A 16,326-nucleotide genomic window follows, 5' to 3' on the forward strand; every position below is an offset into this window, starting at 1 on the left:
GCTGCAAATGAAATTTAAGTGAAAAGCATTCTGTACCATTTCTTTTTAAACAAAAAGTTAAGAGTCGAACTGTAGGCTGTCTCTAAAAGATCAGCAACGTACTATAAATGAACCGTTTTATCTAAAGGTCCGCCACGCTTTGGCGGGCCTTAGCTTTTGGTGTAAAAAAAGAGCCTGATTCTTAATTAAATCAGGCTCTTGACGTTACGATAATTTTGCTTTGATGCTTGTGCGTTTTAGAACGGATTGAACAATTGGATAAATAACGACCATAACGATTGTATTCACTACTGTTGCAGGTAATACAACCGCAGCAACAAGCGCCATGACGCTGTTTCCGCCCGGTAAGCCGACGATTAGCGCGGCAGCAGACAAGAATACGGTTCCTGATACGAGTGTGCCAACAGCCGTTAAAGCAGCGGCAACTGGTGTTTTAATGCCTGTTGCTTTTTTCACAAGCATAAATAATGCAAAGAAAACAAATGCTGTAATTGGTTTATCAATCAAGTTTGCAATATGTCCTCCTGGGAAACTAGACGTTAAAGCAGAAATAAAAGCTGTTGTGAAGCTTACTAGTACTACATTTTTTACGCTAGGAAACAACAGGATTGCTAAAAACATCATTGTTAACATCATATCTGGCTTCATTCCAAATAAAATAGGAGGTACCACCGTGTGGAGAACCGCTCCAATTCCGACTAATAACGCTAAAGAAACTAAAACCTTTGTATTCATTTCTCATCTCTCCTATTCTAAGCTAAGCTCGAAATATACCAATAGTGCGTCTATGCCCATTGCATATATTTACATACTGATTATAACATATTTATGTGAAAAAAGAATCAGTTAATTCTGCCAATTATGCGTTTGCCTGTGCAAATTCATCCATAAAGGCGGCAAGAGCTTTACACGCTTCAAGCGGTACAGCATTGTAAATAGAAGCGCGGCATCCGCCGATTGAACGGTGTCCAGCTAATCCTACGAAGCCTTTTTCTTTTGCTTGCTGTAAAAACGCAGCCGTTAACTCATCGGTCGGTAAAGTAAACGTTACGTTCATAATTGATCGGCTTTCCTCTGTAGCGTGAGGGGTATAGAAACCATTTGAACGTTCCATGCTTGTGTAGAGTAGCTTAGCTTTTTTATGATTTTGGGCTTCAATTGCTTTAACGCCACCTTGTTCTTTAATCCAATCTAAAACAAGTGAAAGCATATAAATGCCAAACGTTGGAGGAGTGTTGTAAAGAGAGTTGCTCTTTACGTGTGTCTCATAATTCAGCATTGTTGGTAAACCTTCAGGAATACGTTTAAGCAATTCTTTCTTCAAAATGACAACCGTGACACCAGATGGTCCGAGGTTTTTCTGAGCACCAGCATAAATGAGTGAGAACTTAGATACATCAATTTGACGGCAAAGAATGTCGCTTGACATGTCGGCAATTAAGTCTATTCCTTCGATAGAAGGATAGTCAGCCCATTGTGTACCAAAAATGGTATTGTTGGACGTGATATGCAAGTACCCAATCTCTTCTTTTGGAAGCTTTACATCATCTAAAGCTGGAATAGAGCGGTAGTTCTCTTCTTTAGTAGAAGCAACCACTGTTGTTTTTCCAAGTTTCTTCGCTTCTTTTAATGCTTTTTCCGACCATGATCCGGTTAGTACATATGCACCGACTTGATCGGGAGCTAAAAAGTTCATTGGAATCATAGAGAATTGCAGGCTTGCTCCGCCCTGCAGGAATAAAATTTCATGTGTATCTGGAATGTTAAGCAATTCCGTGAGTGTTTCTTTAGCATGTGTTAATACATCTTCAAACTCTTTGCTGCGATGTGATAATTCCATCACAGACATACCTGTATTTTTAAAATTAACTAGCTCCTCTTGAGCAAGTTGTAAGACAGGTAGGGGAAGCGCAGACGGACCTGCATTAAAATTGTAAGCTCTGTTTAACGTAATCACATTAATTCCTCCTCAAATTAGTTCGAACACTCATCATACAAAATGGCTAATGACTGATGTCAGAAAGAATATCATTATACTATCATGAAAACCATTGATTGTGGAGGTAACTTTTCAAAAATTTAAATTAATCTGTAAAGAGAAAATAATAGAAAAAAGATAAATAAAAAGTATACGCAAACATGTTTTGGCAAACATGTAAATGAAATGTTTATATGCTATACTGATGGAAGAAATAATGTGGAGGAACAGAATGAGAGTATTAAAATATGCAATATTAGGGCTCTTAGATCAGAAGGAGCTCAGCGGGTATGACATTACCAGACTTTTTAAAGAAGAGGTCGGTAATTTTTGGAGTGCTAAGCACAGCCAGATTTATCCCGAGTTAAAGCGATTAACAGAAGAGGGATTTATTCGCTATGAAACCGTGATTCAAGGCAAGAAATTAGAAAAAAAGATGTATTCGATAACGGAAGAAGGAAGAGCCGAGTTAAACAAGTGGCTCACTACAATTGATCCTATTCCTGAAACAACTAAAGATGAATTTATGTTAAAAGCCTATTTTGCTTCATCCATGTCAATAGAAGAGTTAAAGCAACAAATAGATAATCAACTATCAAGCAGGAAAGTGAAGCTAACTTTTTTAAAGAAACGAATGAATGACCTTTTGGAACAAGTTAATCATCACATTACCGTTTCGTCTCCTCAATTTGGTCATTATTTGGTGCTATCTCGCGCTCAAGACCGGGAGACAAGCTATATCAATTGGCTAGAACGTACGCTGAATTTAATTGAAAAAGAACAATAAGAAAAGGTGAGCGGATCATGACTTGGTGCATAAAATCATTTCAAGAGCTGACAAACGATGAGCTTTATGAAATTCTACAGGTTCGCACCGCTATTTTTGTTGTCGAACAGAAGTGTGCTTACTTAGAAGTAGATGGAAAAGACAAACTTGCTTATCACTTGTTCAAAAAAGAGAATGAGAAAATTATCGCATACCTTAGAGTTTTACTAAAAGGAATTAGCTATCGGGAAGCTTCTCTTGGGCGCATTATTGTAAAACAAGCACAGCGCGGTACAGGTCTCGGAAGAGAACTGGTAGCAAGAGGAATTGATTTTTTAGAGAATGAGTTGCACGAGAAGACAATTAAAATTCAAGCTCAAAGCAGACTTCAAACATTTTATGAATCGTTTGGTTTTAGACCTATTTCCGATATTTATTCAGATGAAGGGCTTCCCCACGTAGATATGCTAAAGACACCTTAGAAACTTCACCAATTGTGTGAAGTTTTTCTATTTCTGAAACGGGTAAGGTGAAAGAAAGATGTTAGGCTTTAGTACTGCGCAGATAGAATCGATATGACTACTACTAAATTAGTAATTTATGAATAAGATAGATAATGAATTTGTTTCTTTTTGCTTATTCTTTGATTTTAAGTAAGTGATATATTGAAGAAAGTAATAATATTGTATATAATGATTTTTGTAACAAAAATGTAACAATTGCGTAATATTCTTAATATTGATTAGGAAAGAAATTTGTTGTACATATTGCTTGGAGGCATTTTTATGAGTGCAAAGGAAAAGAAAAATAGGTATATATATAGTTTGGATGGACTTCGAGCTTTCGCTGTTATGTCTGTCATTGCATATCACTTAGGATTTGGATGGGCATCTGGAGGATTTCTAGGAGTTGACGTTTTCTTTGTATTATCAGGGTATTTAATTACCTCGATTTTACTGGTGCAATCTTGGGAAAATCCTTTGGGGAATTTGAAGCATTTTTGGATCAGCCGAACGAGAAGACTTCTTCCAGCTGTGTATGTGATGGTAATATTAACTGCAGCGTGGGTTATTTTATTTAACCGGCCATTGTTAACAACGCTACGAGGCGATGCATTATCGTCTATTTTTTATATGAGTAACTGGTGGTTTATTTTTCATAAAGTTTCATATTTTGATAGTTTTGGGTCACCGTCACCATTAAAGAACTTATGGTCACTTGCTATTGAAGAGCAGTTTTATATTGTGTGGCCACTTGTTTTATTGTTGGGTTTAAAATTTATTAAAAAGAGAGGAATTCTTTCTCTATTCATTTTAGCTGGAGTAATGGCCTCAGCTATTCTAATGTCTTTTTTATATGAGCCAGGAGGAGATCCTAGCCGCATTTATTATGGAACCGATACTCGGCTGTTTGCCCTTTTAATCGGCTGTTTACTTGCATTTGTCTGGCCGATGTATCGTTTGTCATCAAAAAATCTTCCAGCCGTAGGCAAGCAAGTATTAAACGCGGTAAGTATGGTGAGTTTCTTTGTATTTATTCTCTGCGTATGGAGCGTTGATGAGTATACTCATGCATCTTTTCTTTATCAAGGTGGAATGCTGCTGATTTGTTTAAACGCTGCTGTACTGGTTGCAACGATTAGTCATCCTAGTAGTTTTTTAGGAAAAGCTCTGTCGTTTAAACCGCTTCGCTGGCTTGGTACTAGATCATACGGTATCTATTTGTGGCATTATCCGGTTATTGTTCTTACAACACCTGTATCTGAGATTGGCCGCCCGGTCTATTGGCATGCGCTGTTACAAGTAGGCCTTACATTTATCATTGCTGAACTTTCTTACCGTTACATCGAAGTGCCTATCCGCACACGCGGCTTTCGCTATTATTTCCGGCACTACCATCCGAGAGAGCTTTTTAAATGGCGTAATCTCTCTCGTTCGAGACAAGCGGTTTTGGGCAGTCTCATTTTCTTTTTGGCGCTGTTTACAGCGGATATGACAAGCTTTGCTATTAGTACGCAACAAAAGGATGAAACGACAGCAAAAGAGACAGAGGTTAAAATTCAAACGAATCATAAAGAAAATGCTTCAACTTCTCTCAAAGACAAGAACAAAGCGGATGATAAAAAAGCAGAGAACGCGGAAAAGAGTTCCGGGGAAGAAAAATCTGATGCCAAAGAAAAACGGCAGCCGAATTCTTACAGAGATGTTCTTGCGATTGGAGACTCGGTCATGCTGGATATTGCTCCTAATCTTAAAGAGATGCCGCTTAGTATTACGATTGACGGAAAAGTAGGAAGGCAGCTCAATGAAGCACTGCAGCTAACTCCTAGCTATCAAGCATTTAATAATCCGAACAGCGCAGTGATTATTGAGTTAGGAACAAACGGCTATTTTACAAATGAAGAACTTGAACAACTGTTAAAAGCTTTTTCACACGCGGACGTTTACTTAGTGAATACGCGCGTTCCTCGTTCGTGGGAAAGCACCGTGAACAAGAACTTGAAAGCTGCTTCTGAAAAATTTGATCACGTCACGCTCGTAGATTGGTACTCAGAGGCTTCTAAGCACCCTGAATACTTTACATCAGATGGTGTCCACTTGGTACCTGAAGGATCAAGAGCATTAACAAAATTGATTGAAGAGCGTATGAATTTAGAAGTTAAGGCGGAAAGTCGTTCATAATAAGTGAAAAGCCGTACTATGTTTTATATCACAAACTGATTAAACATGTGTCAAATGAATAGATAAAACAAAAAAAGCTTACATGTGTAAGCTTTTTTTGTTTCAAGAAAGGCGAGAAGAAATATTGCCAGCAATTTCTTGAAGTTTTTCAGGCGTGTATTCGCTTGTATGCTCTTTCCATACAGCACCGAATCCATCGCCTTCCCCATAGCGAGGAATAATGTGCATATGATAATGAAACACGGATTGACCAGCTTTTTCACCATTATTATTTAAGATGTTTAAGCCGATTGGGCTGTATGTTTCTTTAATTGCATTTGCGATTTGAGGAACCACTTCAAACAAATTGCGCGCAATTTCCGGCGTTAGTTCGTGAATGTCTTTTTTATGTACTTTTGGAATCACCAGTGTATGACCTTTTGTTACTTGACTAATGTCTAAAAAAGCTAATACATGTTCATTTTCAAATACTTTTGCACCTGGGATTTCACCGCGAATAATTTTGCAGAAAATACAGTTTTCATCATGTGTGCTCATTATATTCACCTTCCGTTACCAATATAAATGTATGGGTATACATGTACGTTTATTTTACCACAAAGTAGAAATGCAATCAGCAGGCAAGAAATAGCTACTGGCATTTTATACACAAAAACGGGATGCAAACGATTATGCATCCCGTCATGTGAAGAAGGAAAAAATAGCTTTTAATGCAGCATATGATCTTTAAGGAACACCTCATTTACGTAATTGCATTGCCTAATGAAACAGTAACTTGAAAAAGTATATTCTCTTTAACAAACACCTCATTTAAGCATTGAGCTAAAAAATATACAATGTGAACGAAATCGTTCTTGGTCTTTGACAAACACCTCATTTACACAGTAATAAATGAACATTATTGTCTACCCATTATATAGATTCTTACTACGTTCATGACTACCATCCCCTTATGAATCAAACATACATCGATTTACAATAAGGTTTTCTGAAATATGCCTGCTGTAGACACCTCATCCCAAATGTAAGAAGCTTTGTAATGATTAGTTGTAATCAATAACTCGTTTTCCTTCTTCCCTATATAGAATGTCCCGATATTTCGATTATATTCTGGAAAAATTAACCGAAAAAAATGAAAACGATGTGAGGAAGAAAAAGATTTGGTACAATAGAGCAAATAGCGCTTGCGCTTGGGGACAAAAAAGAACAAATAAAAGGAGATCGTGATGGGTTCTTTATTGCAAATTAACAATATTATAGGGGGATATACAAAAACTCCCGTCTTAAAAGATGTATCGTTTGATGTAAATGCAGGTGAATTAGTTGGGTTAATCGGGTTAAACGGAGCCGGCAAAAGTACAACGATTAAACATATCATTGGGCTAATGGAAGCAAAAAAAGGAAGTGTATCCATTAATAATAAAACCTTTCAACAAGACCCAACAGGTTATCGAAGTCAGTTTACGTTTATTCCAGAAACTCCTGTGCTATACGATGAATTAACATTAAAAGAACATTTAGATATGACAGCTATGGCTTATGGACTTGAGCCTCAAACATATGAAGCCCGTCTGCAGCCGCTTTTAAAAGAATTTCGTTTAGATCGGAAGTTAAAATGGTTCCCTGCGCATTTTTCAAAAGGAATGAAGCAGAAGGTTATGATTATGTGCGCTTTTTTGGTTCAGCCGTCTCTTTATATTATTGATGAACCTTTTTTAGGTTTAGATCCGCTTGGTATACAATCTTTACTTGATTTGATGACGGATATGAAAAAGCAAGGTGCAGGCATTTTAATGTCCACACACATTCTGGCGACTGCGGAACGCTACTGCGATAAATTTGTTATTTTACATAACGGAGAAGTAAGAGCGCAAGGAACGCTTAAAGACCTTCAAGAAGAATTTCAGATGCGCAATGCTACTCTTGATGAAATTTATATTGAATTAACAAAGGAAGAAGGCTATGAGTAAGATTGATGCATTATGGAAGCAACGGTTTCAGCAGTATTTAGTGGATGTAAGAAGATATACAAAATATATCTTAAATGACCACATTAAATTAGTGTTAATTTTTGCGATTGGCGGTTTGGCCTACTATTATCAACAGTGGTTGAGTACATTAACACCTGCGTTTCCTTCGGCTGTAGTAATTGCGATACTTATGGGATTGATTTTAACCATGGGTCAAATTCAAACGTTTTTAAAACGACCTGATTTAGTCTTTTTACTTCCTTTGGAGACGAAGCTGCAGCCTTATTTTAAAAAATCTTTTTGGTTTACCTTTACGATTCAGCTTTATATTTTATTATTTGCAACTGGTGCAGCAGCACCTCTTCACGTAAAGGTAATGCATGATTCTTACTCAAACGTTTTTGTGTTTTTTCTGCTATTACTCATCTTGAAAGTTGTAAACTTAGGCATGTCTTGGTGGGCCGTATGGTTTGAAGAAAAGTGGGCGAAATGGACAGATTATATCGTCAGGTTTTTCTTGAACGCGGTTTTTACGTACTTCTTATTTTCGCATGCATACGTATTCTTTACAGGAGTCGTAGCGGTGATTATGATTGCGCTAGCTATTTATTATCGCTCACTTACAAAAAGGAAGCCGATTAAATGGGAAAAGCTAATTGACTTAGAAGAAAAGCGCATAGGCTATTTTTATCGATTAGCTAATTTATTTACAGACGTTCCTCAGGTAAAAGAGCGAATCAAACGCCGTAGATATTTAGATTGGCTATTAGCACGTATTCCATTTCGTCAAAGTGCCACTTACCATTACTTGTACACCAGAACATTTTTGCGATCAGGAGATTATTTAAGTTTGCTCGTTCGCTTAACTGTCATTGGCGGATTTTTAATTGTAGCTGCGCCGTTTCAATACGGCAATATAGTGGTTGTTTTATTTGTTGTATACATGACGGGTTTTCAATTACTCCCGCTTTGGAAGCAGCACCAACAGATTTTATGGCTTTCTCTTTATCCGGTTGAAGCTAAAGAACGGAAAAAGGCATTTTTGGACGTATGGAAAAAAGCGCTGTATGTACAAATTCTTGTGCTCGCCATAGTGGTGGCTTTTTCTAATATAGTTGCTGCACTGCTTTCCGTGGCAGCGGGTGCTATATTTATTCACTTATTTGTAAATGCATATGTAAATAAAAAATTAACGTAAAAAAAGCTCCGAATGGAGCTTTTTTACGTTTTTAGACTACTTTGGAGACGAAGATAATATACGGAAGCGATAGACGTTCATTGCTACTTTTGTGAGATGGTCAAGAAGCTGATAATTAGCATATGCACCTATAACAGCTCCAATTCCCGGCATAAGCTGAAACATTTTCACGACATCAATGTAATCGCGGTATTCTTGTTGAAAAGCTTTCCAATCAAGCTCAAGAAGTTCCTCTTTCTTTTCTTCCCAGTTTTCTACTACTTCGAGCAGCTTCGTTCTATGGTCGTCGCTGCAAAAGGCAAGATGAAAAATATACAGCATATAAATGCGTTCTTCTTTTTCTTTTACATCAAAACCATACGTAGCGGCAATGTCAAATAAGCACTTCATTTTTATGGAAAGAAGAAGCGGGAAATCTGCTGCACCTAAAAGGATACCGCCTGCACCAGTACCAGCTCCTTCTACAGCAGCTGTTTTTTTGTACTTAGGTATGAGTTCCAAAATTCTTTTCTCTTTTTCTTCAAACGAAAGACCGCTAACATCTCTTTTTTTAGTGGTGAAATCGGACCCAACAAGTGTGGTTTCAACCATTTTTTTTATGCTTTCAGTCATAATCTTATGGACTTTAGCAGGGATTTTTTCATTTATTTTAAGCTGTAAAGATTTTGCGGTCCGTTGAAATTTAGAAGGTCGTTTCAACATGCTGAATTTCCAATGTTCAGCTTCTTGTAACACTTTTTCTTCATACGTATTCAAAAAAATCACCTCATTTCAGTCGATATAAATACTACGTTCTAAGTGAGAAAAAGGTTCCTAAAATAAAACAACAAGCACTCGTCTGCTTATCCGTACGAATGCTTGCTGAATGATTAATTCGCTTTTATTACGTTTTTAGAAGGAGCTTGTTCTCTTAAATACTCAACAGCAGCCGTACCCAGCGTTTTAGCTGCGATAAGCATTGCTTTTTCGTTAAAATCAAATTTAGGATGATGATGAGGATACGGAGCATCTACACCTTCTGGCTGAGCTCCTGTAAAAAAGAACGTTCCTTTAATATGCTGCAAATAATAAGAGAAATCTTCCCCAGTCATGTGAGGCTCCGTTTCTTCGACTGTATGAACTTCATCGATTTGAGAAGCAGCAGAGGCAAGAAAGGCTGTTTCTTCCGGGTGGTTTACGACGGAAGGATAGCCGCGCGTATAACTAAGTTCATAAGAAGCGTCAGCTGTTAAACATGTACCTTGGACAATTCGTTCGATTTCTTTTTCGACATCATTTCGTACATCTTCATTAAATGTTCTTACCGTGCCAATTAGTCGAGCAGAATCAGCAATAATATTAAATGCATTTTCCGCTACAAAAGAACCTATGCTCACAACCGCTGAATCAATTGGGTTTACACGTCTGCTTACAATTTGCTGTAAATTAACAACAAGCTGAGAGGCGATGACGATTGAATCTTTTGTTTTGTGAGGCTGTGCACCGTGGCCGCCTGCTCCTTTGATCGTAATTTCAAAGCGATCAGCAGCAGCCATAATAGGGCCCGTTCGATATTGAACCACACCAGTTGGAGTTAATGACCATAAATGCGTTCCGAATATCGCGTCTACACCGTCTAAGCATCCGTCTTCAATCATGGACTTGGCGCCTCCCGGAGCGTACTCTTCGGCGTGCTGATGAATGAAGACGATTTTACCAGGGAGAGAATCTCTTATTTCAAAAAGCGCTTTAGCAAGGACTAAAAGAGTAGCGGTATGACCATCGTGGCCACATGCATGCATCACACCCGGAACAGTGGATTGATATAGTACATCTTTTTCATCTTGAATAGGAAGGGCATCAAAGTCGGCTCTCAAAGCTACAGTAGGACCAGGTTTTCCTCCTTGAATGCTTGCTACAATGCCGTTTCCTCCTACATTTGCTCGGTAAGAAATACCGATTTTGTCATAAAAAGATCGAATGTAGGCAGCGGTTTGAAATTCTTTAAAAGACGGTTCTGGATACTGATGCAGATATCGGCGGATTTGAACCATTTCATCAAATTTTTCTTCAAGTAAAGTATGTAGCTTGGAATTCACATAACCATACCCTTTCTGTATAAGTTGAATAAAGTTTTGAATTTTTTGACATTTTAATCATTATATCATTATCTATAAAAAAGAAAAGAATGTAAGCGTTGTTATTGAAAAAAGTAATTGAATCATGAAATATTTTATATACATAATAGATACATAAGATGAGGAATAGGGATAAAGAATGAGTTTTTTACCAATTTTCTCATGAGATAATAGGAGGTAACGATATGGTGGATTCACAGACTGTATCCCTGTACAAAAAATTAATGTGGATGTTCGGGGTTGCGGGGCTCGTTTTTTTAGGAGTGTTGTTTGTTGTGTTGACAGATTCTTTTCAAGGAGACCACTGGCTTGTTTCATCTATAGATGGTAGCACTATTCTTCAGTCAGCATCATCTATTTTTCATGGCTTGTCTTTTTTAGCTTCAAAAGTAATGATTATGGTTCTTTTAGCTGTACTTATTGTTTTTTTATTTTTTAAAAAGGACTATATTGGTATGATATCGGCATTTTTACTTATTTTAAGCGGTGATATTATTAATAAAGCAATTAAGGATGCGGTAGAACGAGGACGTCCTCTTGAAGGCATCGAAGGCTACAGTTTTCCAAGCGGCCATGCGATGATGGGAATTCTTATCTACGGTCTGATTATCTTTTTTCTCACAAAGCATATGAACAGTCAAAAGGTAGCCAAGTGGTATCAGCTTGCAACTACTTTGATCGTTTTATTAATAGGTGTGAGCCGTATTCTATTAAGAGAACATTTTTTAACAGATGTCTTAGCTGGCTACAGCTTAGGGCTTATGTGGCTTATTGTAGGCATTTTCTTCTATACGCTTGTTTATGCGTATGTAAAGCCTTCAGCGGAAAAAGAGTTTCCAAAAGGCATGTAAAAAATATATACATATGGAGTCTGGAAAAAATAGTATAGCCGAAGTGAAAAACGAACCACTGATCAAACTGTTCGATTAGTGGTTCGTTTTTTTTGTTACAGTGAACATAGGTTTTATCTGTTTCGTTGATTCTAGCAGTTGATTGGAGGGCAAGGCGAAGACTCCTGCGGAAAAAGCGGAACAGGTGAGACCCCGCAGGAGCGTAAGCGACGAGGAGACTCACCGGCCGCCCGCGGAAAGCGAAGCCTTGAACGGAAATCAACTGCGGTCGAGCAAGCTGTCCATATTATATATCCAGATTGTTCGTCTTTGGATGGAATTCATTTCGTTATGTCCCAGCCTCTTTTGTTTAAACTAAGAACATCGCGACAATTGTTGTAACGACTAATCCAATCGCTACAGGTTTTAAATTACGTCTGGCGAGTTCAAACGGACTGACTCCGCAAATCGCAGCAGCTGGAATCAATGCCCATGGAATCAACGTGCCTCCCCCAACCCAAATCGCAGCAATTTGCCCTAAAGCAGTTAGGGTGGCAGCTCCCGATCCTAAAGCAGATGCAAATAAATGAGAGACAGAGCCTACAAGCGAAATGCCTGAAAAGCCTGAACCATCTAATCCGGTAATAGCTCCTAGCGCAGTTATCGTTACAGTAGCGACCTGTGCGGTTAAAGGCACAGTGGAAGCAAGCGCAACGCCTAGATCATTTACAAGTCCATGTGATCCTTTCGGAAGAAAGTCACCAATGATTGTTGTGAATCCAGCATCTCCTAAATAGAAAAAAGCTGCAATGGGAATAACGGGACCGAATACTTTAAAACCAAACTGCAAGCCTTCAATCAAGTAGGAAGTTGTTTGTTCGAGGCCTTTTCCTTTGTGAGCAATAAGTGAAACCACCACTAAAATAAATAGGGCTGTGCCGCCAACGAGAGCAGTCGCATCTCCTCCCTGTAAATGAAGCGCGAACATTGCCCATACGTCTATAGCAAAGAGAAGGGGAACTATAATGGCTAAAGCCCGGCGTACTGAAGAAGAAAGAGGGGTGGATTGGACAGAAGAACTGCTTGTTAAAATTGTCGGTTGAGCGTGAATTCTATTGTGCTTCATATCTTGTTTTAAAAAGTAAAAAGCAGAGAGTGTCGTCACAACTCCCATCACAATGACCAGAGGGACACTTGCTTGAACCACCTCGTGAACTGGAAGACCTGCTGCGTCAGCTGTTATCTTAGGAGCAGCTTGAATAACAAAGTCTCCTGAAAGCGCAACGCCGTGGCCGAACAAATTCATCGCTACAGCTACGCCTATAGCTGGAAGCCCTACGCGGATGGCCACTGGTAAAAGCACGGCTCCAAGTAAAGCAACGGCTGGAGAAGGCCAGAAAAAATAGGAGATGGTCATCATAACTAATCCAATAACCCAATAGGCAAGAGCAGGCGTTTTAATGAGGCGAGCAAAAGGTGAAATCATCGATTCATTTATTCCTGTAGCCATTAAGACTTTACTCATAGATACAATAATTGAAATAATTAAAATGGTAGGAAGCAGTTCTGTAATGGCATAAATGAAGCTGGAAAAAACAGCGCTGACGGAGTGGCTTAACGAAGAGGTAGCCGTTAAGGAAAGCAAAAAAATCCCGAGTATACAAAGGATACTCGTATCTCGCCGCATAATCATAAAGCCGATAATGAAGGCGATAAAAAGGACATACATCCAATGAAGAGCTCCAAGCTCTATGCCCATAAAAATTCCTCCCAATAGGTGATGTAGTATACAATATGACGTTTATGCCTATTGTGATACTCGCCTACTAGGAGGATGTTTACTTATTTAACTACGTGGTATGAGGTCACATAAGAAGGGCGAGAGAAAATCGACGGCTGCTGATCCACGCCTTCTGACGTACCGCGTTTTTTGTGTGCTTCATTATAGGCTTTTGAAGACTGCCAATCGCTAAATGAACTTTCATCTTTCCACCCTGTAAAGATAATGTATGTGTCATTTTGCAGTGGACGAAGCACACGAATAGCTGAGAAGCCTGCTTCATTTTCAATTAAACGAGCTCGTTGGCTAAATCGCTGTTCAAACAAAGGACGGCCTTCATCTGTAACTGAAATATTATTTAGTACAGCAAATCCGCTATCTGCAAGATCCCCAGAAGCATCTAATACTTCATAAGCATGTCCTTCTTTAAAAATTGTATCTCCATCTGTTTCGTGAACTAGTGCAAATTGATCGTCATCTTTGTGAAGCAGTAACAAACGTTCACTGGGATGTTCGTCGATCAACTTCTGAAGGTAAGGGCCTGTTCCGTAAGTAATAAAGATCTTCATGGATTATACTTCCTTTCTAATTGGGAATTGCATACAATTTACAATTGTAAATCATACTAAAATTATAAATTTTTACACACAAAAATTCAAAAATTGTGAACTTCTAATGAAGATGGTAAAGTAAAACATTGATGAAGTTGTTTTCCATATTATCAAAAGTTTAGCGAAAGAAAAGGGGTGGCACGATGTACAAAAAAGGCTTATACGCAATTGCTGCCTTAGTTGGAATTTTTCTATTAGGATTGATTGGATATATTATCATCTTGTTTCTTGGAAACTATGTAATTGATGAGAAAAAGATCGTCATGGACTCGGCTACGAGGTTAGTGGACGAAAATGGAGACGAATTAACAAAGCTCTATGTGAAAAATCGGGACTTGGTTTCAATTGATAAGATTCCAAAGCATGTGCAACAAGCATTTATTTCAATTGAAGACGTTCGTTTTTATGAACACCACGGAATCGATTTTAAATCTATTGGTCGAGCATTATACCGAGATATATTGGCTGGAGGAAGTGTTGAAGGAGGAAGTACTTTAACACAGCAGCTGGCTAAAAATGTGTTTTTATCTAATGATAAAACGCTGCTTAGAAAAACAAAAGAAGTAGTGGTGGCCATTAACTTGGAGCAGCGTTACAGTAAGCAAAAACTGCTTGAAATGTATTTGAACCAAATATACTTTGGACACGGAGCCTATGGAATCCAAGCTGCATCCAAGCTTTACTTCAATAAAGATGTCTCCGAATTAACGGTAGAAGAAGGTGCACTGCTCGCTGCACTGCCAAAAGCACCGAATTCTTATTCTCCTATTTTACATCCAGAAAAAAGTATAGAACGTAGAAATGTTGTCTTAAATGCCATGCAAAAAGCAGGTTATTTATCAGCTGAAAAAAATGTCCGTTTGCAAGGAAGAACGCTGGGGTTGAACGTAAAGGAACAGGCTAAAAACCCAGCGTATTTAACCTATATCGATATGGTTATTCAAGAAGCAGAGAAGAAATACAGCATTTCTAGCAATGAGCTTCTGCGCGGCGGTTATACGGTCAAAGTACCTATGAGTACAAAAGTACAAGAAGCCGCCTACGAGCTGATGAAAGAAAATCGTTATTTTCCAGGTACAGATAACAGTGCCCAAGGTGCTTTTGTATTAGTAGATAACAAAAGCGGAGGAGTTTTATCTGTTATGGGAGGACGAGATTATGTACAAAAATCGCTCAATCGCGTAAATGTCAAAAGACAGCCAGGTTCTACGATGAAACCTATTGCAGTATATGGCCCTGCGTTAGAAGAAGGTCAATTCAAGCCTTATTCCTTGCTGCAAGACAAGCTTAGAAGCTACGGGGGATACACACCTAAAAATGTAGACGGCCAATATGCTAAAAAGGTAACGATGTACGATGCCCTAAAAGATTCTAAAAACGCAGCTGCTGTCTGGACATTGAATCAGCTAGGAGTTGAAACAAGTAAGCAGTATCTCACAAAGCTAGGAATTCCTTTAGAAGATAAAGGGCTTGCGATTGCTCTTGGAGGATTAAAGGAAGGAATTACACCGCTTCAATTAGCAGGAGCGTACCGGGTATTTGCTGAAAATGGAGAAAACATCCAACCGTACTTTATTCAAGAAATAAAAGATCAAGACGGAAAAGTAATTGCAAAAGCTGTTCCCGACACTCAAAAAGCATTTTCAAAACAAACGGCTTGGTATATGACAAAGATGCTTCAAGGAGTTGTTAAAGAAGGAACGGCAAAAAATGGAGAGTTTAAAGGAGAGTTAGCAGGAAAAACAGGGTCTACTTCGTATACGAATGTTAAAGGAGCCACAAGGGATGCTTGGTTCGTTGGATATACGCCAGACGTTGTAGGAAGCGTGTGGATGGGATATGATTCTACAAATGACCAGCATTATTTAACAAAAGGAAGTTCTTATCCGACTCTATTATTTAAAGACATTCTCACAAGAGCTGGTTACGACGAAGCTGCATTTCAAAAGCCAGCAGGCGTTAAAGATTTGCCAAAACCAATACGCTTAGAGCAAGTTAAAGACTTAAAACAAGAATTAACATTTCATCCATTTGGTTTGTTAACGGTAAATTTATCGTGGACACCTTCACCTGATAAAAGAGCTGTTTATTATGTTTATGAGAAAAAAGGAGATAAAGCCGAAGTAATTGGAAAAGTGAAGGGAAAAGGAGCATTTGAAAAAGAGCGTGTGAATCTGCTCGACAGTCCTACTTATTATGTAGTTCCTTACAATTCCCAAACAAAACAAAAAGGAAAAAAATCCAACGAAGTAACACCTGCTCTTTTTCAATAAAAAAAGGAAGAGTAGGGCGAATTTTTGACATTTTTAGCAGGTGGCTATACAAGTCGCAAAGAAATGGGTATAGTGACAAGTAGAGAATATAACGTGAAACTTTAATCAGTAGAGGAACCGGT

General features: G+C 38.4%; 15 protein-coding genes. 8 read left to right on the forward strand and 7 right to left on the reverse strand.

Features of this window, described 5'->3' with window-relative positions; genetic code table 11:
• Positions 1 to 204 precede the first annotated feature (204 nt).
• Both Q5794_RS03125 and serC read right to left on the reverse strand, forming a co-directional pair.
• Entirely contained in the window at positions 205 to 735 is a 531-nt protein-coding gene (locus tag Q5794_RS03125) for a tryptophan transporter (RefSeq protein ID WP_214989041.1), read from the reverse strand.
• Positions 736 to 859: 124 nt separating this feature from the next.
• A complete protein-coding gene (serC, locus tag Q5794_RS03130) occupies positions 860 to 1,957 on the reverse strand; it encodes a 3-phosphoserine/phosphohydroxythreonine transaminase (RefSeq protein ID WP_268576778.1) in 1,098 nt (365 codons plus the stop codon).
• Positions 1,958 to 2,210: 253 nt separating this feature from the next.
• Here serC and Q5794_RS03135 point away from each other — a divergent pair, with 253 nt between their 5' ends.
• The 3 genes from Q5794_RS03135 (at position 2,211) to Q5794_RS03145 (ending at position 5,425) form a co-directional block, all read left to right on the forward strand.
• Positions 2,211 to 2,765, forward strand: coding sequence for a PadR family transcriptional regulator (locus Q5794_RS03135; protein WP_374988676.1), 555 nt, complete (start codon positions 2,211 to 2,213; stop codon positions 2,763 to 2,765).
• 17 nt (positions 2,766 to 2,782) lie between these two features.
• Complete coding sequence (locus Q5794_RS03140) at positions 2,783 to 3,226, forward strand: GNAT family N-acetyltransferase (RefSeq protein WP_214989044.1); 444 nt, start codon at positions 2,783 to 2,785, stop codon at positions 3,224 to 3,226.
• A gap of 303 nt (positions 3,227 to 3,529) precedes the next feature.
• Positions 3,530 to 5,425, forward strand: coding sequence for an acyltransferase family protein (locus Q5794_RS03145; RefSeq protein ID WP_192997947.1), 1,896 nt, complete (start codon positions 3,530 to 3,532; stop codon positions 5,423 to 5,425).
• Between the two features lie 102 nt (positions 5,426 to 5,527).
• Here Q5794_RS03145 and Q5794_RS03150 read toward each other — a convergent pair whose 3' ends face one another.
• Positions 5,528 to 5,962, reverse strand: a complete 435-nt coding sequence (locus Q5794_RS03150) for an HIT family protein (RefSeq protein ID WP_014461670.1) — start codon at positions 5,960 to 5,962, stop codon at positions 5,528 to 5,530.
• 689 nt (positions 5,963 to 6,651) lie between these two features.
• On the opposite strand from Q5794_RS03150, the gene Q5794_RS03155 reads away from it, so the two are divergent.
• Together Q5794_RS03155 and Q5794_RS03160 are read left to right on the forward strand one after the other, a co-directional pair.
• Complete coding sequence (locus Q5794_RS03155; RefSeq protein WP_214989045.1) at positions 6,652 to 7,395, forward strand: ABC transporter ATP-binding protein; 744 nt, start codon at positions 6,652 to 6,654, stop codon at positions 7,393 to 7,395.
• The gene (locus Q5794_RS03160) at positions 7,388 to 8,593 is read left to right on the forward strand and encodes an ABC transporter permease (protein WP_214989046.1); all 1,206 of its coding nucleotides are present in this window, start codon (positions 7,388 to 7,390) and stop codon (positions 8,591 to 8,593) included. The genes Q5794_RS03155 and Q5794_RS03160 overlap by 8 nt, the downstream gene beginning before the upstream one ends.
• A gap of 36 nt (positions 8,594 to 8,629) precedes the next feature.
• Here the strand turns inward: Q5794_RS03160 and Q5794_RS03165 are convergent, their stop codons facing one another.
• Positions 8,630 to 9,349: an EcsC family protein gene (locus tag Q5794_RS03165; protein WP_013055323.1), complete on the reverse strand. Its 720-nt coding sequence runs from the start codon at positions 9,347 to 9,349 to the stop codon at positions 8,630 to 8,632.
• A 113-nt stretch (positions 9,350 to 9,462) separates the two neighbouring features.
• A complete protein-coding gene (locus Q5794_RS03170) occupies positions 9,463 to 10,671 on the reverse strand; it encodes a M20 family metallopeptidase (protein WP_311592655.1) in 1,209 nt (402 codons plus the stop codon).
• Positions 10,672 to 10,895: 224 nt separating this feature from the next.
• Here Q5794_RS03170 and Q5794_RS03175 point away from each other — a divergent pair, with 224 nt between their 5' ends.
• On the forward strand, positions 10,896 to 11,561 hold the full coding sequence (locus Q5794_RS03175; protein WP_214989047.1) for a phosphatase PAP2 family protein: 666 nt from the start codon (positions 10,896 to 10,898) through the stop codon (positions 11,559 to 11,561).
• A gap of 138 nt (positions 11,562 to 11,699) precedes the next feature.
• A complete protein-coding gene (locus Q5794_RS03180) occupies positions 11,700 to 11,942 on the forward strand; it encodes a hypothetical protein (RefSeq protein ID WP_214989048.1) in 243 nt (80 codons plus the stop codon).
• Here Q5794_RS03180 and Q5794_RS03185 read toward each other — a convergent pair.
• Together Q5794_RS03185 and Q5794_RS03190 are read right to left on the reverse strand one after the other, a co-directional pair.
• Complete coding sequence (locus Q5794_RS03185; protein ID WP_214989049.1) at positions 11,911 to 13,299, reverse strand: hypothetical protein; 1,389 nt, start codon at positions 13,297 to 13,299, stop codon at positions 11,911 to 11,913. The two genes, Q5794_RS03180 and Q5794_RS03185, sit on opposite strands and share 32 nt — an antisense overlap.
• A gap of 83 nt (positions 13,300 to 13,382) precedes the next feature.
• Complete coding sequence (locus Q5794_RS03190) at positions 13,383 to 13,889, reverse strand: antibiotic biosynthesis monooxygenase (RefSeq protein WP_013055327.1); 507 nt, start codon at positions 13,887 to 13,889, stop codon at positions 13,383 to 13,385.
• A 185-nt stretch (positions 13,890 to 14,074) separates the two neighbouring features.
• Between Q5794_RS03190 and Q5794_RS03195 the strand changes: the two genes are divergently transcribed.
• Positions 14,075 to 16,204, forward strand: a complete 2,130-nt coding sequence (locus tag Q5794_RS03195; RefSeq protein ID WP_214989050.1) for a transglycosylase domain-containing protein — start codon at positions 14,075 to 14,077, stop codon at positions 16,202 to 16,204.
• Positions 16,205 to 16,326: the final 122 nt, after the last annotated feature.

It is taken from the genome of Priestia megaterium (assembly GCF_041941685.1).
GTDB lineage: Bacteria > Bacillota > Bacilli > Bacillales > Bacillaceae_H > Priestia > Priestia megaterium_C.